Source organism: Natronospira proteinivora (assembly GCF_024170465.1).
Lineage (GTDB): Bacteria > Pseudomonadota > Gammaproteobacteria > Natronospirales > Natronospiraceae > Natronospira > Natronospira proteinivora.
In genome coordinates this window covers 1061657-1078002 of sequence record NZ_JALJYF010000001.1, presented here as the reverse complement: position 1 = coordinate 1078002, position 16346 = coordinate 1061657, and the positions used below count along the sequence as shown (strand labels likewise).

Below are 16346 nucleotides of genomic sequence, written 5' to 3'. Positions count from 1 at the left end.
AGATGACCCGTGTCAACTTTTCTTTTATTTATATTAGCAAAATCTAAAATTAAATCAACTGAGAACTGGTTTGCGCGGTTTTCCCCAAATAAACGACAATGGAGAGTGATCCTGATCCTTCTGGAGATCCTGTGTGACGCGCAAACTGTTTCGATACCTGTGGCCAAGCAGTGTCCTCGGGCTGGTCTTGTTCGGCTTTCTCCTTGTGGGGACGCCTTTGATTCTCGGACTATTGGTGACCGGTCAGCAGATTGAGCGTCTTACATTCGAGGGGGAGCGGTCCCTGGAGCAGGCCGTCAGTATTACCCGCGAGGCCCGCGAGACCATGGATCGGGTGCAGGCCCTGGAACGGTCAGCTCGTCAGTACCGTGTGCTGCAGGATGATGAGGCCCTGACTCATTTCCAGGCCCGCCGTGAATCCTTTCTGCGCCAGGTCCAGACCATGCTGGCGCTGGATTTGCCTACAGCCCCTCGGGTCACCCTCGTCAATGCCGTGGTTCGGGAGGCGCTGCTGGCCGATCAGGTCCTGAGCGAAGTCGCCCCCGAGCCGTGGCCGGCGTTCCTTGCACGCCCGTTTTCCATTTTGAATCAAATGTCGGTGGCATTGCTTGACGAGAGTGAGGCAGTGGCGGAATCGGCGGTCTTTGATTTGAAACGGCTCGGCGAGCAGGCACGGGATCTGGTTTATGCCCAAATGGCTGCCGTGATCCCCATCGCCATATTGCTGGCCTTGACCTTCACTGGTCTGATTACACGCCCGATTCGACAACTGGATTATAGTATTCGCAGCCTGGCCCATCCCGAGGCCGGCCCGATCAAGGCGGTCAAGGGACCGCGTGATCTGAAGGTCCTGTCGGTTCGCCTGGAATGGGCTCGTCGTCGCTTGTCGAGAATCGAACGGGATCGGCAACGCCTGCTGGGGCAGGTCTCCCATGAGCTGAAAACCCCCTTGAGTGCAATTCGGGAAGGGGTTGGCCTGCTGGAGGAAGAATTGCTCGGTCCTCTGGCGCCACGTCAATCGGAAGTGGTGACCATCCTCGGAACCAGTACGGCCCGCTTGGAGGAGCAGATTGAATCCCTGTTACGGTTCAACCGGATTCGAGGTGGTTTGCAGCCCGCCCAAACGCAGTCCGTCGCGGTTCGGGCCCTGTTTGATGAGGCCTTGCTGACCCATTCCCTGAGCTTGTCGGCACGGGACATTCAGGTGGAAACCCATCTGGACGACGGCCTGGCGGTGTGGGGCGACCCGGACATGCTCCGCACGGCGTTGGATAATCTGCTTTCCAATGCCATCAAATTCTCTCCGGCCGGCAGTCGTGTGGGCTTGTTTGCTGTCCGGGAGGAAGGGACGGTAAGGATCCGGGTCAGTGATAATGGGCGGGGTATTGGTGGCGGTGACCGTCACCGGGTTTTCGAACCCTTTTATCGAGGACCTGCCTCTGCCGAGGGGGCCGTGCCCGGCAGCGGGCTGGGCCTGAGTATTTGCCGGGATCTTATCCGGGCCCACGGGGGCGATGTGACCCTGGCCCGGAGCCGGGACTGGAAAACCACTTTTGAAATTCGTCTGTCCAACGGGACGGATGATGTGAGGAATAGGCATGCGGACTAGGATATTGGGCCTGCTTTTGCTTGGGTTGCTGTCAGGCTGTGGATGGTTGGTGCCGGAAAGAGAAAAGGTCGCGGTATCCATGGATGCGGTGGTCACTGTCGACATGGATGTAGAGCATGTCATTACCACGGTCCAGCGATTTGACGAGATGTCCGGCCAGCAGGCCCTGGATCATCAAGTGGAACTGGCCCACCGTATCGACAATGATGCCCGGGTAAAGCTGGCACTGTTGGCTCTGTATGGACCCGATACCGTTTCAGACCAGGAAAAGGGCGTGAGCGGGCTGCAACAGTTTGGGAAATATCCCGAGGCCTTTCGACATTCAGAGACCCATGAACTGTTGGGGGTTTTACTTGCACACTGGGAAAGGCATGGCTCCCTGGAGGCACAATTGCAGGTCCTGGAAGCACAGCTTGCCGAAGAGCGGGCCGCTCATGCCGATACCCGGGAGAAATTGGAGGCATTGCGACAGATTGAACAAGAGATCGGACGTCGGGGTGATCCACTGATTGAAGAGGGTGATGCAGACGATGAACGTTGAAGCGGCTACAGAGCGGCGTCATGGTGCCCGGGTATTGTTGGTGGATGACGATCCGGGCTTGCGTCGCTTGCTCTCGCTCCGACTGGAGGGGCACGGCTATCAAGTGGATGTGGCAGAGAATGCCAAGGCGGCCTTGGGCGCGGTGGCCACACGCATACCCCAGGTAGTGGTGACCGATCTGCGTATGGAAGGCATGGATGGTATGGCTTTGTTCCGACGCCTACGGGAGGAGCTCCCCACCTTGCCGGTGATTATCATTACCGCCTATGGAACCATCCCCGATGCGGTGGCCGCCACCCGGGAAGGAGCCTTTGGTTTTCTGACCAAACCGGTGGACAGTACTGAGTTGCTGGATTTGGTGGCCGAGGCCGCGGCCAGTGGACAGGAGCAGACGAATCATCAGCCGGAACGCCACCATGGCATTGTGACCCGCAGCCGCGAAATGGCGACCCTCCTGTCCGATGTCAGTCTGGTCGCTCAAAGCGATGCCAGTGTGGTGATTCAGGGTGAAAGCGGTACCGGCAAGGAAGTCCTGGCTCGGGCGATTCATGCTGCCAGCAACCGGGCCAATCATCCTTTTGTGGCCATCAACTGCGCCGCCGTGCCGGCGGATTTGCTGGAATCGGAGCTGTTTGGGCATGAGAAGGGGGCATTTACCGGGGCCGATCGTGCCCGGTCGGGGCTGTTCCAGGAAGCGGAGGGCGGCACCCTGTTCCTGGATGAAATCGGGGATATGCCCTTGGCGTTCCAGGCCAAACTGCTGCGCGCCTTGCAGGAGCGAAAAGTCCGCCCAGTGGGTGGTCGGGAAGAGCGGCCGGTGAACGTGCGGGTGGTCTCGGCCACCCACAGGGACATTGCTGCCGCCATGGTGGAAGGGGCATTTCGTGAAGACCTGTATTACCGACTGAATGTGGTCCGCCTGGATCTGCCACCACTGAGAGAGCGTCCTGAGGACATTCCCTTGTTGGCAGAGCATTTTTTGGCCGAGATCGATGCCGGACGGCCGGCGGGACAGCGTGTTGGGAGTTTCTCGCCGGAAGCGGTTCGGGCTTTGCTGGCCTATAGCTGGCCCGGCAATGTTCGGCAATTGAGGAATGTGGTCGAACAGGTTTGTGTCTTGTGCCGAAAGGGGCCCGTGCCAACTAATCTGGTTCAGCGTGCCTTGCGGGAGGGTAGGGACGAGATGATTTCTCTGGCACAAGCCCGTGACCACTTCGAACGGGATTATATCGCCCGGACGCTGCGTCTGACGGACGGTAACGTGAGTGAGGCGGCGCGGCTGGCGGGCCGCAATCGTACTGAGTTTTATCGTCTTCTCAAGCGCCATCACCTCAATCCCCGGGGTTTCAAGAGCTGAAAAGCGGGATTTACCTCAGGAAACGTCGTACAAAAAGGGCTGTCGCCGATTGGCGACAGCCCTTTTTCTTATTAAGAACATGAGGTTATGAATTTTAACCGACAGACTGTCGCTCAATGGCGACAGTCTGTCGGGCCATTACTACCCAGCCTGTCTATCTTTGTCCGCTAACGTATTGAAAATAAAGAGTGAAATGGAACTGGCACAGCTTCTGCATAGTACGGTTATGCCCAATTGGGCGTGCTCTGTTCTAGGTGAAACGGACATTCGAATCCAGTGACGAGGTTAAGGAGGCAAAAATGGATAAGAAGCTGCTGATAGGGCTTGGTGCCAGTCTTGTCTTGCTGGCCGGTGGTGCAATTGCTTCGGAACCTGAAGAGCGAGAGCGGGTACCCAGTTTTGAAGAGCTGGACAGGGATGGCAATGGCTATCTGAGCGAAAGCGAGGTTTCTGGCGTGCCATGCCTGCATGACAACTTCGATCGGATTCAGCCGGAAAATGAGGAGGGCATGAACCGCCAAGAATATCGACAGGGGGTCGCCCAATTTTGCAAATGAGTCATGGAGCGGGGCTGGGTTTGTCACCGCTGTGAGGGCGGGGCGTCTCCAAACCGCGCCTAGAGGAATGACCGCCCGTCCTAAGGAAGGAGCGGGTGCGCTCCAGGGAAGGGGCTGTTCCGTGTCAGGGATGACGCGGAAGTCATGCGGCTCGCCTAGAGCCGGATTAAATGGACTTGTCAGGGAATGATCTCGGCTGCCTCGCCTGGGCCGCTCAGGTGATGGCAGAGGAAGGGTGCGAAGCGGCATAACAGGCCTGACTTTTGAGCCGGTTGGGCCGGATCTGGTGCCTGGCGGTCGGCGGTTAAGGCACCCGCCAACCCCATTGCGTGTCTATGGTTGTCGACCGCCGGGTACTGGGTTTTTTGCTCAATCCAATCCCTATCGCCCCACCAAGCCCGGTCTAATGACCGGACCCGGTGGCGCTGGCAATAATCCTCTCTATTTCAGAGTCCCGCCTGATCCTGAGCGTCTTGAGCGGCTTGCGCATCGGCTTCGGCCTTGCCGGGCTTGTCACCACGGCCCTTACGCTTGTCCATTTTCTTGTCCAGATAGGCTCTCAGGCGCTTTTCGGCCAATTTAAAGGTGCGGGTGACCAGGGAATGGGCATCCTCGTTCTTGGTGGCGTCTTCATCCTGGGTCAGGTGGACGGCTACCTCTTGGCCGGGTACACGCATGTCGATGCGGACTTCGTACATATTGCCCGTGCCCTTGCGGTAGTGGGCAGCTTCAATGAAAACGCGGCAGGACTGTAACTGGGGGCAGGCGTTCTCAAGCTTGGTGGCGGCTTCCCGGGCCCGTTCTTCCAGGGCGTCGGAGTGGTCCATGTTGTGGAAATGAACCTCTAGGGGAAGTTGCATAGTGCCTCCTTGTAATCCAGATGATTGGCGAGGGCGGCTGCGACCTCGGCGGCCCGAAGCCTCAACTCGCCTGACTCCTAATCTGAGGGTTTCGGAAACAACAATCAAGGTGCCGTGGGGGGTGATTCCTCTGCTAAAATGGCGCTTTTTTGTCCGCGGAGGAATGGCATGACGATTCGGACCCGGTTCGCCCCCAGCCCAACAGGGTATCTGCATATCGGCGGGGCGCGTACGGCGCTGTTCTGCTGGCTCTATGCGAAAAGGCATCAGGGCAAGTTTGTATTGCGCATTGAGGATACCGACCGGGAACGCTCCACGCCGGAATCGGTTCAGGCCATTTTGGATGGCATGGAATGGATGGGGCTGGATTGGGACGAAGGCCCTTTCTACCAGACTGAGCGTTATGACCGTTACAAGGTTTTGATTGACAAGTTGCTGGAAGAAGGCAAGGCCTATCGTTGCTACTGCAGCAAGGAAGAGCTGGAGGAAATGCGGGAGGCCCAGCGGGCGCGCAAGGAAAAGCCTCGCTACGACGGTCGTTGCCGTAACAGAAGCGAAGCCAAGGAAGGTGTCGAGCCAGTGATTCGCTTTCGGAATCCGCTGGATGGGGCCGTGACCTTCAATGATCAGGTCCGGGGGCATGTGACGTTCAATAACAGCGAGCTGGATGATTTGATCATCGCCCGTTCCGACGGCACGCCCACCTATAATTTCACCGTGGTGGTGGATGACATGGACATGAGGATTACCCATGTGATCCGTGGTGATGATCACCTCAACAATACGCCTCGGCAAATCAACATGATTGAGGCCCTGGGTGGTGAACCGCCGGTTTACGCCCATGTGCCCATGATTCTGGGTTCCGATGGCGCCCGTTTATCCAAGCGGCATGGCGCGGTTAGCGTGCTGCAGTACCGGGAGGAGGGCTATCTGCCGGAAGCATTGCTCAATTACCTGGTCCGGCTGGGCTGGTCCCACGGGGATCAGGAAGTATTCTCCCGGGAGGAGATGATTCAGCTGTTCGATATTGATGAAGTCAATCGTTCAGCGTCCACCTTCAATCCGGAAAAACTGCTCTGGTTGAATCAGCATTACATCAAGGACAGCAGCCCGGATTACGTGGCACAGGCCCTCAAGCCCTTGTTGCAAGCCCGGGGATGTGAAGTGAACGATGACGCCACCCTGGAAGCCATCGTGGTATCTCAGCAGGAGCGGGCGAAAACACTGGTGGAAATGGCGGATAACAGCCTGTTCTTCTTTCAAGACTTTGACGCCTTTGATGAAAAGGCCGCCAAGAAGAATCTGCGGCCAGTGGCGGAAGAACCCTTGAAAGTCGTCAAGGAGGATTTGGCTGCGCTGGATGACTGGCAGCCGGAAAAGGTGCATGGTGTTGTAACCGCCGTGGCGGAACGGCTTGAGCTGAAGCTGGGGAAAGTGGCCCAGCCCATTCGAGTAGCGGTATCCGGTGGACCGGTTTCTCCTCCCATTGATCAGACACTGGCGCTGCTCGGTAAAGAGGTGACACTGGCTCGAATTGAGAAAGCGCTGGCTTATATCGAAGAAAGAAAGGAAAATTCCTGAAGGCGCTTGACAGCTCCGGCGAGGTACTGCAAAATGCGCGCCTTATTGAGAGGGAGCAGCAACACGCCCACTCAAGACTGGGGCCATAGCTCAGCTGGGAGAGCGCCTGCATGGCATGCAGGAGGTCGGCGGTTCGATCCCGCCTGGCTCCACCAAACAATTCGTGGCCCGGATCCGTAGTGATCCAATTGGACGCCCGAGCTGTTTCAGCGTCCCCATCGTCTAGAGGCCTAGGACACTGCCCTTTCACGGCAGCGACAGGGGTTCGAATCCCCTTGGGGACGCCACTATTCAAAACACCGCCCATACGGGCGGTGTTTTTTTTGTGCCAATATTAAAGAATACCCCGGTTTCAGCGGCAAGCGGGCAATGGCTCGCTTAATGTCCGGACCTGCATGCGACCGGCTCCGAGGGTGTGCAGATAAGCCATCCAGTCGTCCCGGGCGGCATCATGCTCGGTATCCCTATCAGGGACCAGAATAAAAGCCGTCCAGCCGCTAAAGGGTTGCGGTGGTCGCTGCCAATCGATGGCATCGGTGGACGGCACACGCCGGCGATCCGGATTGATGACCAGATAGAGACAGGCCTGTTCTTCCTGGCTTTCCCGAAGTCTCGCCCCAAGGGTAATCAGGGCGTCTTCCAGATCGTTTTCCAGCCTGGCTTCCTGGCTATTGAACCATCGATAAAGCGCCCTCAATTGGCGGGTACTTTGCAGTGGCCGGTCGGACAAATGCAGCTCCCGAAGCAGGGTGACGGTTCCCTCGGGCGCCTCTTCCGCCCCGGCTGACTGAGCGATGATCATCCGGTCATTGGGGGCTTGTGAGGCCAGAAAGGCCCGTGGCAGGGATTCCAGGGCATCCTGGTGGCGGTGGGCCGGCAGGCTGGCGGGATGAATCAGCAAGGCCGTGAGTTTATCCTCGGGCGAGCCTGGATCCTGGCAGGCCAGAAGCAGGCCCAATGTCACCGTTATCATCATGGCCCGAAGCGGAGCGAGCCTCATTGCTCGCTCCCGCTATCCAGGGCCGGTTCCCGCCGTCGGAATCGCCGCTCGATGCTGAGCGGCAGCACGATGAGCAAATCATAGCCGTAGTTGAGCAGCTGGCCTGCGCTGGAAATCAGACGGCTGAACAGTCGAAAGCCCGTCGCCAATAGGGCGGTCAGGAAACCGGTGGTGAGCAGGAATGCGATACGAGCGGTCTGGAAGAAAGACTCCAGGGCAGGGACCAGGGCAATGAAGGTGAGTGGGAGCACAAAGCCCATGCCCATCTGGGCCAGGGAAGGGACCCAGCGCAGATCCGGGCTGCCGGCTGCCACTCCCTGTTCCAGCTCCCGGGCCAGCCATTCGGCCTCCAGGTAAATGCTGTCGCGCATGAAGGCCAGGCTGGCCTCGCTCAATGCCAGCAAGACAATCAGGACACTGGCTATGCCCAGCGTCACACGCCGCTTGAGGGCGGTCAGTCGTCCGATTGGGGCGATTAAGCGGCTGAGACGGGCGGTATCGGAAATAATGACCGCCAGGGCCAGCTGAGCGAGAATCAGGGTGACTGCGGTCAGGAGGGCGGTGTGAAAGGGGCCGGTGGTGGCCTGACGGCCGAAGGCTTCCTCCAGCGGGGCGTGGATCAGGTGGAAGTTCACCAGGGCGATGAGGATGCCCACCGCCAGCAGGAAACTCCCCACCACGAAATTAAGCGCCAGCCAGCCCCGGAAGCGGGCGGTCCGGGAACGGCGCTGATTATGGATGGTTTCGAAACGCCGAATTCGACGATTGGTGCTGTCAATGCGCTCCTGTAATTGCTGGAGCGTCTTGTTGACCGCAGTCAGTTCTTCAGCAGCCTCGCTCCATCGGGGTTCCAGACGGGCCAGGCTTCGTTCCGCGGCCCGATTCTGGAGTTGATGCTGATCGGTGAGACGCTGGGCAGCCTTCTCGATGGTCTCGCGAATGGATTCCAGGGTGTCTTTGAGGGCCGGGTCACTGTTTTCACGGATGCCAGCCACGCTTTCGATCAGTTCCCGCCAGGCGGCCGGCGGTTCCGGGCGCTCGGGACTGGCCTGGTATTCGGCCTCGATCCGCTCAATATTCTGGTTCACCGCATCCCGCAACGCCGGATACCGTTTCAGCCCAACGCGGACCTCCTTGCGCAGGTTGGATAACTCCCGGGTGGCCAGCCGTTCCTGGTGCTCGGCCACCAGCAGCAGGGCGCCGTGTCGGCCATTGCGTTGCAGATTGTCGGCCCAGAGCTGGGTGGCCCGGGCAGCAACCCGCAGGATGCTGGACAAGCTTCGGCTGGTGCCGGCGATGATTTCATGAGCGGTTTGACGCGCCAGATACAGTAGGATCATGGCGACGATGACCGCTACCGCGACATCGATCCACCAGGAACCGCTGACAGGTAGATATTCGGAAAGCTGCATTCCCATTTCCCCTGGGCCGGCTTGATCACCGGGTTGTTGGTGTTGATGGCTTTTTGGAATCAGTTTAGCAGGCCCGACCCCGATACCGTCCATCTGTGATGAACGGTATTTTCCCGTCTATCGGTCTGAACCACCCGGTGATGCGGTTTGCCTTGCGCCTTGTACAACTTTTGCCGTCACTCTGATAACCAGCTGGTATACTTCGCCATCGGCAATGGGGTTGGCCGAAATAGGGGGTGCCTCCTTGCATCAGGAGAACCAGGATGAAATGCAAGTTGCGGGTAACGGATGTTTCCACGGGCATGTATGTTGCGGAGCTTGATCGCCCGTGGTTGGAATCCCCCTTTCTGTTTCAGGGCTTCACGGTGGAGTCCCGTCGCGAGCTGAGCCAGCTGCGCGAGACCTGTCAGTATGTATTTGTTGATCTGGAGCGGTCCCGCTCCGATCTGCAGTCGCGCATACGGCGCCAAGCCGTGCTGGACCGGGGAAAACCTAGTCAGACGGTGCAGGAGGAAGCCCCGCCGGAACATCGTTTCAAGGCCATCAAGCGCGAGCTGGCCCGTGCCCTGGATATTCGGGAGAAGACCCGTCAGTACGTGGATGTGCTGATGGATGATGCCCGTCTTGGCAAGCATGTCAGCGTTCAGGGCGTCAAAACGGTGGTCACCGAGCTGCTGGACACCATTCTCATCAATCCTTCCGCTTCCCTGTGGCTGATTCAGCTTCGGGAGAAAGATCATCATACCGCCCAGCACGCCATTAATACCGCCGTCATTGGCATGATCTTCGCTCGCCATGAGGGCCTGGATCGGGATGCTATTGAATCGGTGGGCATGGGTGGTTTGCTTCACGACATCGGCAAGGTAAAAGTGCCCCGCTCGGTATTGCATCGGGAAGGCCCACTCTCGGAGGACGAGCTGAAGCTGATGCGGACCCATCCGGAGCAAGGGCTTCGCCTGCTGGAACAATCCGGCGGAGTGCCCGAACCGGTCAAGCGAATCGTGGTGCAGCACCACGAGCGCCTGGATGGTAGCGGTTATCCCCGCTCCCTGGTGGATCGCCAGATTGATTCCCTGGCCCTGCTTGTTGGTCTCGTGGACCTGTATGACGCCATGTGTGGCGATTGGCCGGGCAATCCCGCGCTCTCCCCCCATCGGGCGCTGGCAAAACTGCGTCGCGAGGAGGAGAAGGGCTTTGGTCGGGAACGGATCGAACGGTTCATCAAGTGCATGGGAGTCTATCCCATTGGCACGGTTGTGCGTCTCAGCAACGGTGCCAAGGGCATGGTGGTTTCCCATAACCGAACAAGCCGGCTCAAACCGGTTTTGATGATGGTAGAGGATCCCCGTGGTACGCCCTATCGCAAACGGCCGCTGGTTGATCTGGCCGGTCCCCGGGGCAGTTCGGGCGCCGAATGGCAGATCGAGTCGGCCCTGGATCCGGCGGAATTCGGCGAAGACAAGATCCGGACCATCACCACCACCGAAACCATTCTCTGAGCATAATCCCGGTCATGACCGGGATTTGTTGAAATTTCTGCCAAAATTGCCCTTGGGTGCTTGCGGTTGCAAGGCCCTAGCTGCTAAAACTAGGCAGGTAGTGTGGGGTCGGTCCATACGGGCCCCCAATCACCCATTTAGCGAGCCAAGGGGGTTACGCAGTGGAACGTTGCATCGGTCTTGACCTGGGTTACGGTTTCGTCAAAGTATTTGACGGTCGTGACAGCCATTCTTTCCCCTCTGTGGTGGGCGAGGGCGGTTCCGGGGCGCCCATGTCCCTGGGTTTCCGCAAGCCTAAAATCACCGAGGATCTCCGTGTCACCGTAGGTGGCAAGTCCTACTTTTTGGGTGACTTGGCCATTCGCCATTCACGCATTGCCCACCGGGGGCTGTCAGCCACCCGGACGGAAGGCAATGACATCAAGATTCTGTTTCTTGGTGCCTTGAGTCTTTATTGCACTGATCCCATGAACACCTTCTATGTGGTCACCGGGCTGCCCCCTGGGCGGATGCACATGGCCCATGAACTGGTGAACCTCATGCGCGGCGATCATCAGATTGTTCGCGAAGTGGGAGGTAACCGCTTTGACTGCAATGTGCGTTTGGACAACATTGAAGTGGTTCCCCAGCCGGTAGGCACCTTCTGGTCCGAAGTGCTGGATCAACAGGCCCGAATTCAGCCGGAAAGCCCGCTGATGAAGGGCAAGGTCGGCATTATCGACATCGGTTTCCGAACCAGTGACCTGTCCACCATCATCGATGGGGACTATGCGCCAGCCTTCACCCGCACCGTACCCATTGGCATTTCGGTGGGTTATGACGGTATTTCCAGCGCCTTGGCTACCCAGTATGGCCTTGAGTGCGAAACCCACACCCTGGACGAGGCTGTGATCAACGGCAAAATCAACGTGTCCGGACGGGAAGTGGATATCACCGGTCTGAGGGATCAGGTCTTCGGTGAAGTGGCCACCAAGCTGTTGGTGGAGATCCGGTCACTCTGGCAGGTGGCCGGTTACGATCACGTCCTGCTGACCGGTGGTGGTGGGCAGGTGCTGGAGAAGTACCTGCGTGAGCATATTCCCCAGCTGCGTCTGGTGGATGAGCCGGTTTCCGCCAATGCCCGAGGCTATTATCGCTGGGCCTACCATAATATCCAGGGCAACCAGGATGCCGGTGGTGGCGACAGCGATGGCATGGATCGCCAGCGCACGGCGGATGCCGAAAACTGGTAAGACGGTCGCTTTTATCAGCGTTCTGAAGCCCGGCGTTTTGCGCCGGGCTTTTTATTTCATAGTGTGATGAATATCACAGTCTGGTTTGACAATGCTGCCCAGAATGTAGTCGCCCGTTGAAATATTTCAGGTGTGGGGGACCCGGCCATTCGAGCGTCAAATGACGTGTCAAGGATGGGACCGGGGACGGCGGTGGTGCCAGCTTGGTGCTATCGCCGTTTTTTATGAATGGGCGGAGGATGATGGATGAGCGGCACCGTTGCCTTTGCTCTCCGGGGCTGAGGGGGCGCTACCTGTGTGGCGATAATGAACCAGCTTCCAGTAGCCCATCATGTTTGCCCGATAGATGCCCAGTTGTTCAAAGCCTTGGGGCTGGGGCAGTTCAGACAAGTCCATGCTGGGACGAAATCCCACGAATCGGGACAGGGGGGTCAAGCCCCGTTCCATGCCTCTCAGCAGGGGGTTGTGGGAGGCAAAATGGTTGATGACCATGAGATCACCGCCCGGTTTGCAGACCCGAGCCATCTCGGCCATCAGGCGGTCGGGATTAGGAACAACCGACGCCACATACATGGCGATTACCGCATCAAAGCTGTTGTCTTCGAAGCTTAGATTTTCAGCATCCATCTCCAGCAGTGCTTCCACATGGCCCAGATTCTCATCCTGGACGCGCTGCCGAGCGATATTGAGCATGTCGCTGCTGATATCAATGCCTACAATTCGGGTGTCATCTTCATAATGTGGCAGGGAGAGGCCTGTTCCGACGCCCACTTCGAGGATCCGCTTGCCATTTTGCGAATCAAGCTGTTCTATGGCCATATTTCGCCCGGGGGCGAAGATGGGGCCGAATACCCGGTCGTAATACCGTGCATAGCGGCGATAAGCTGACTTGATTGACGCAATATCCATCCAGAGTTGCCTTCTCCCGGGCCGCCTGTGGCGGCCTGTCAAAAAGTCGCCCCGTCAGTATCCCGGGGGATTCTGACGAGGCGCAGTAACTGCCTTTAAGACTAGACGATCATGGCAAGCCCCCGCAACCATCCTTGTTGAGCCGGGCCGGACCGGGATCATTTGAAGCGGTCGCGATCATGGGGGGATTCCAGATCCAGTTCCGGACCGCGGGGAATGATTCGGGTGGGATTGATGTTGCCGTGGCTGTAGTAGTAGTGGCGCTTGATGTGGCGCATATTCACGGTTTCAGCTACCCCCGGCACCTGATAAAGCTCCCGGGTGAAGTTATGGAGGTTGGGGTAATCCGCTATCCGCCTCAGATTGGTCTTGAAGTGCCCTACATAGACCGCATCGAATCGCACCAGGGTCGTGAAAAGCCGCCAATCGGCCTCGGTCAGGCGATTGCCCACCAGATAACGTTGACGGGACAGGCGGTCTTCCAGCTGGTCCAGGGCGCGGAAGAGATTGTCGAAGGCTTCGTTATAGGCGGTTTGGGAGGTGGCAAAGCCGCAGCGGTAAACGCCATTATTCACCTGGTGATAAACCTGTTCATTGATCTCATCGATATCCTGGCGGAGCTCGGCGGGATAATAATCGGTCTCCACCGGCGTAAATTCCTGGAACGCCGTATTCAACATCCGGATGATTTCGGCGGATTCATTAGTCACAATGGTTTCCCGGACCTTGTCCCAGACCACCGGAACCGTGACCCGGCCGGTGTATTTGGGATCGGCCTGGGTGTAGATTTCCCGCAAGAAACGTTTGCCGAACAGGGGGTCGGCCGTGCCGTCGCTTTCCGGTCCGAATTCCCAGCCATTCTCCAGCATGTCCGGATCTACCGGGGAGGCGGAAATGACATCTTCCAGTTGCTTCAACTTCCGGAATATCAGGGTTCGGTGGGCCCAGGGGCAGGCATAACTGAAATAGATGTGATAACGGCCCGACTCGGCCTTGAAGCCGCCTTCACCGTCGGGGCCGGCACTGCCGTCAGCCGTGATCCAGTTGCGGAATTGGGCCGATTCCCGTACGAAACGGCCGCCGTGCTTCTCGGTGTCGTACCACTGATCAACCCATTCACCATCGACTAGCAAACCCATAATGATCATCCTGTTGTAAACATGAACCCCTATTATGAATTGGAATTGTCGATTAAAAAATGCAAAATAACGATCTCTTTTATCGATAAATTTGATGAGATGTCATGGGGGCCAGTCCCAAAACAACCCTAGCCCAGTGGCGAAGCCTGCAGGCCGTGGTGGACGAGGGCGGTTATGCTCAGGCGGCCGAGGTTCTGAACCGCAGCCAGTCTTCGATCAGCTATGCCGTGGCGCGTCTGGAGGAAAGCCTGGGCGTGAGCCTGCTGCGTCTGGAGGGACGCCGGGCCCGTCTGACCGAGGCCGGCGCCCTGTTGCTGCGCGGCGCCCGGAACCTGCTGGCGGAAGCGGAGCAGCTGGAGGGTTTTGCTGCCACCCTGGCAGAAGGCTGGGAAGCGGAACTGGCACTGGCCGTGGATGCCATTTGTCCTCGCCCGCTGATTATGAATGCCCTGGCCACCTTCGCCCGCGAGGCTTCCGGCACCCGGGTGGCCTTGTTCGAGGAGGTCTTGTCGGGGGCGGGGGAAGCACTGGAGGCGGGTTCGGTGGATCTGGCGCTAACCCCTACCGCCCCGGCCGGTTTTCTGGGCGAGCCCTTGATGGACGTGGCCTTTCTGCCGGTAGCCCATCCAGACCATCCCCTGGCCCGGGCCGGCAGGGCCTTGACCGGAGATGCCTTGAGCCGCGAGCTACAGGTGGTGATTCGTGATTCCGCCCGGCGGGATCGACGAGATTCCGGCTGGCTGGCCTCACCCCGACGCTGGACGGTGGGTTCCCTGGAAACCGCGCAATCGGTGGTGATGAGCGGCACGGGGTTCGCCTGGCTGCCCGCGCATCAGGTGGAGGCGGCCGTGACCAGTGGCGCGCTGTCTGTTCTGTCCCTGGTGGATGGCGGCGGCAAGCGCAGCCATCTTTATCTGGTCAAGAATCGGGGCCAAGCCATGGGCCCGGCGGTTCGACTGCTGGCTGATTGTATTCGGGCGGCTGCCCGCAACTGGCATCAAGGGGCCAATGAAAGACCGGGTCATGAGTTGGACGGCCACTGACCGTCCCCACCATGACCCGGTCTGGCGTCAGGCGGCCCGGTCCAGATGCCGCTTGATCTCGTCCAGGCTCAGGGCTGAGATATCCTTGTTGATTTCGTGTTTCACTAGGCCGTTGGTGTTCTTGTCCAGGCTTTTTCGGAGATCACCCAGGAAACGGGGCGGGGCGGCGATATGCAAGGCCTTGACGCCAGCTTCCCGGCTCATTTTGCCCAGCTCCTTGGCCACTTCCTGGGCAAAGGCGCGTTCCACCTGGTGGGCAGCTTCGGCGTTATCGCCCATTTGCGGGGTGCCTACCCCTTTGCGGTCACTGGTGGTGCCGTGCTTGTCGGTGACCAGATCTTGGTTGCGGAGTCTTCCTTCGGGGTTGACCATGTCATGGATCTCTTCAAGTCCACTGACATGACCCTTGAAATGCAGGAAACGGGCGCGGCTGGCGTCAGCCACCACAACCCAGGTGAGCGGCATATCGACCTTCATAGACTAGCTCCCTTGCCGTAGCTCCGGGGAAGTCTTCGGAGCGTGAATGAAACATCCCCTCGTTACTTAATCTTGGGACTGGCCCGAGCGCTTTTCAAGCTTTATCAAAAAGCATCACGATGACAGGTAGCGGACCTGCTAGAAACCAGCGCCTTGCCACACCAGCGGTGACTCGTCGAGGGCGGCCAGTTGCTCCTGAAGCCCGAGAATCTGCCGGTCCCAATAGCGGGGTTCGGCAAAGTCAGGGAAGGCCTGGGGAAAGGCCGGATCATCCCAGCGTCCGGCAATCCAGCCCAGGAAATAGAGCATGCGCATGGCCCGCAGGGCCTCGATCACATACAGCTCCCTGGGATCGAAACTTCTGAAGCTGCTGTAGCCTTCCAGTAGCTCATGCAGTCGGGCACTCTGGTATTCCCGGTCACCGGAGAGATACATCCACAGATCCTGGATGGCCGGGCCGTTGACCGCATCGTCCAGATCCAGCACCCAGGGACCATCGTCTCGCCAGAGCACATTGCCGGGATGGGAGTCGCCGTGGATGCGGAGAGTGCGCAACGGTCCGGCTTCTTCCATCCGTTGCCGGATGCGCTGAGTGATCACCTCGGACAGGTTGTGCCAGCTTTCGGTGAGGTGATCCGGTACCAGCTGGCGTCGATTGACCTGCTCCACGGCTTCCGCGGCGAGCCGGGCCGGTGATAGGCTGGCGCGATGCTCGAAGGGATGGGTCGCGCCCACATTGTGGATGCGGGCCAGCAAGCGTCCCATCTGGCGCAGGTCTTCGCTTTGATCCAGGGCTGGGGGTCGGCCCCCGATGGACGGGAACACCGTCAGGCGATGCTCAGCATGGTGAAGCAGGGTGCTGCCGTTGGCCAGTTCATGGGGGGCCACCACCGGCAATTCCGCTTCGGCCAGTTCCTGGGCGAAGCCGTGTTCCTCGAGAATGGTGGCATCGGACCAGCGCCCCGGGCGATAGAACTTGGCCACGATCAGCCCGCCGGAAACCTGGCCCAACTGATAAACCCGGTTTTCATAACTGTTCAGTGCCGTAATGCGTCCGTCCGGCTCAAAGCCAGCGGCTTCCACGGCGTTGAGAATGGTGCTCGGAGAAAGATCCGAATAACTTTGCATGT

The 16346-nt window shown here is 58.7% G+C and carries 15 protein-coding genes and 2 tRNA genes; 10 read left to right on the top strand and 7 right to left on the bottom strand.

Annotated elements, in window-relative coordinates; all coding sequences use genetic code 11:
- Positions 1 to 133 precede the first annotated feature (133 nt).
- The 4 genes from J2T60_RS13395 (at position 134) to J2T60_RS05045 (ending at position 4064) form a co-directional block, all read left to right on the top strand.
- Positions 134 to 1609 (top strand): sensor histidine kinase, encoded by a 1476-nt coding sequence (locus tag J2T60_RS13395; protein ID WP_253446265.1) that lies wholly within the window; start codon positions 134 to 136, stop codon positions 1607 to 1609.
- Positions 1599 to 2150 (top strand): hypothetical protein, encoded by a 552-nt coding sequence (locus J2T60_RS05055; protein ID WP_253446262.1) that lies wholly within the window; start codon positions 1599 to 1601, stop codon positions 2148 to 2150. The genes J2T60_RS13395 and J2T60_RS05055 overlap by 11 nt, the downstream gene beginning before the upstream one ends.
- Positions 2140 to 3507, top strand: coding sequence for a sigma-54-dependent transcriptional regulator (locus J2T60_RS05050; protein ID WP_253446259.1), 1368 nt, complete (start codon positions 2140 to 2142; stop codon positions 3505 to 3507). Before J2T60_RS05055 ends, J2T60_RS05050 begins: the two co-directional genes overlap by 11 nt.
- Positions 3508 to 3806: 299 nt before the next feature.
- Positions 3807 to 4064: a hypothetical protein gene (locus tag J2T60_RS05045; RefSeq protein WP_253446255.1), complete on the top strand. Its 258-nt coding sequence runs from the start codon at positions 3807 to 3809 to the stop codon at positions 4062 to 4064.
- A gap of 446 nt (positions 4065 to 4510) precedes the next feature.
- Here the strand turns inward: J2T60_RS05045 and J2T60_RS05040 are convergent, their stop codons facing one another.
- A complete protein-coding gene (locus J2T60_RS05040) occupies positions 4511 to 4924 on the bottom strand; it encodes an HPF/RaiA family ribosome-associated protein (RefSeq protein WP_253446252.1) in 414 nt (137 codons plus the stop codon).
- A 168-nt stretch (positions 4925 to 5092) separates the two neighbouring features.
- Here J2T60_RS05040 and gltX point away from each other — a divergent pair, with 168 nt between their 5' ends.
- The 3 genes from gltX to J2T60_RS05025 all read left to right on the top strand — a co-directional run bounded on the left by gltX (position 5093) and on the right by J2T60_RS05025 (position 6792).
- Entirely contained in the window at positions 5093 to 6505 is a 1413-nt protein-coding gene (gltX, locus tag J2T60_RS05035) for a glutamate--tRNA ligase (protein WP_253446249.1), read from the top strand.
- A gap of 79 nt (positions 6506 to 6584) precedes the next feature.
- Positions 6585 to 6660, top strand: a tRNA-Ala gene (locus J2T60_RS05030).
- 56 nt (positions 6661 to 6716) lie between these two features.
- Positions 6717 to 6792 (top strand) — tRNA-Glu (locus J2T60_RS05025).
- 65 nt (positions 6793 to 6857) lie between these two features.
- Here the strand turns inward: J2T60_RS05025 and J2T60_RS05020 are convergent.
- Together J2T60_RS05020 and J2T60_RS05015 are read right to left on the bottom strand one after the other, a co-directional pair.
- Positions 6858 to 7505 (bottom strand): hypothetical protein, encoded by a 648-nt coding sequence (locus tag J2T60_RS05020; RefSeq protein WP_253446246.1) that lies wholly within the window; start codon positions 7503 to 7505, stop codon positions 6858 to 6860.
- The gene (locus J2T60_RS05015; RefSeq protein WP_253446243.1) at positions 7502 to 8917 is read right to left on the bottom strand and encodes an AAA family ATPase; all 1416 of its coding nucleotides are present in this window, start codon (positions 8915 to 8917) and stop codon (positions 7502 to 7504) included. Before J2T60_RS05015 ends, J2T60_RS05020 begins: the two co-directional genes overlap by 4 nt.
- 263 nt (positions 8918 to 9180) lie before the next feature.
- Here J2T60_RS05015 and J2T60_RS05010 point away from each other — a divergent pair, with 263 nt between their 5' ends.
- Both J2T60_RS05010 and J2T60_RS05005 read left to right on the top strand, forming a co-directional pair.
- Positions 9181 to 10416 (top strand): HD-GYP domain-containing protein, encoded by a 1236-nt coding sequence (locus tag J2T60_RS05010; protein ID WP_253446240.1) that lies wholly within the window; start codon positions 9181 to 9183, stop codon positions 10414 to 10416.
- 161 nt (positions 10417 to 10577) lie between these two features.
- Positions 10578 to 11648: a ParM/StbA family protein gene (locus tag J2T60_RS05005; RefSeq protein ID WP_253446237.1), complete on the top strand. Its 1071-nt coding sequence runs from the start codon at positions 10578 to 10580 to the stop codon at positions 11646 to 11648.
- Between the two features lie 222 nt (positions 11649 to 11870).
- Here J2T60_RS05005 and J2T60_RS05000 read toward each other — a convergent pair whose 3' ends face one another.
- A complete protein-coding gene (locus J2T60_RS05000; protein ID WP_253446234.1) occupies positions 11871 to 12557 on the bottom strand; it encodes a class I SAM-dependent methyltransferase in 687 nt (228 codons plus the stop codon).
- A 158-nt stretch (positions 12558 to 12715) separates the two neighbouring features.
- The gene (locus tag J2T60_RS04995) at positions 12716 to 13696 is read right to left on the bottom strand and encodes a glutathione S-transferase family protein (RefSeq protein ID WP_253446231.1); all 981 of its coding nucleotides are present in this window, start codon (positions 13694 to 13696) and stop codon (positions 12716 to 12718) included.
- Between the two features lie 104 nt (positions 13697 to 13800).
- Here J2T60_RS04995 and J2T60_RS04990 point away from each other — a divergent pair, with 104 nt between their 5' ends.
- Positions 13801 to 14739 (top strand): LysR family transcriptional regulator, encoded by a 939-nt coding sequence (locus J2T60_RS04990; protein ID WP_253446228.1) that lies wholly within the window; start codon positions 13801 to 13803, stop codon positions 14737 to 14739.
- 27 nt (positions 14740 to 14766) lie between these two features.
- Here J2T60_RS04990 and J2T60_RS04985 read toward each other — a convergent pair whose 3' ends face one another.
- Entirely contained in the window at positions 14767 to 15216 is a 450-nt protein-coding gene (locus J2T60_RS04985; RefSeq protein WP_253446225.1) for a host attachment protein, read from the bottom strand.
- 138 nt (positions 15217 to 15354) lie between these two features.
- A complete protein-coding gene (locus J2T60_RS04980; protein ID WP_253446223.1) occupies positions 15355 to 16344 on the bottom strand; it encodes a serine/threonine protein kinase in 990 nt (329 codons plus the stop codon).
- Between the last annotated feature and the right edge of the window lie 2 nt (positions 16345 to 16346).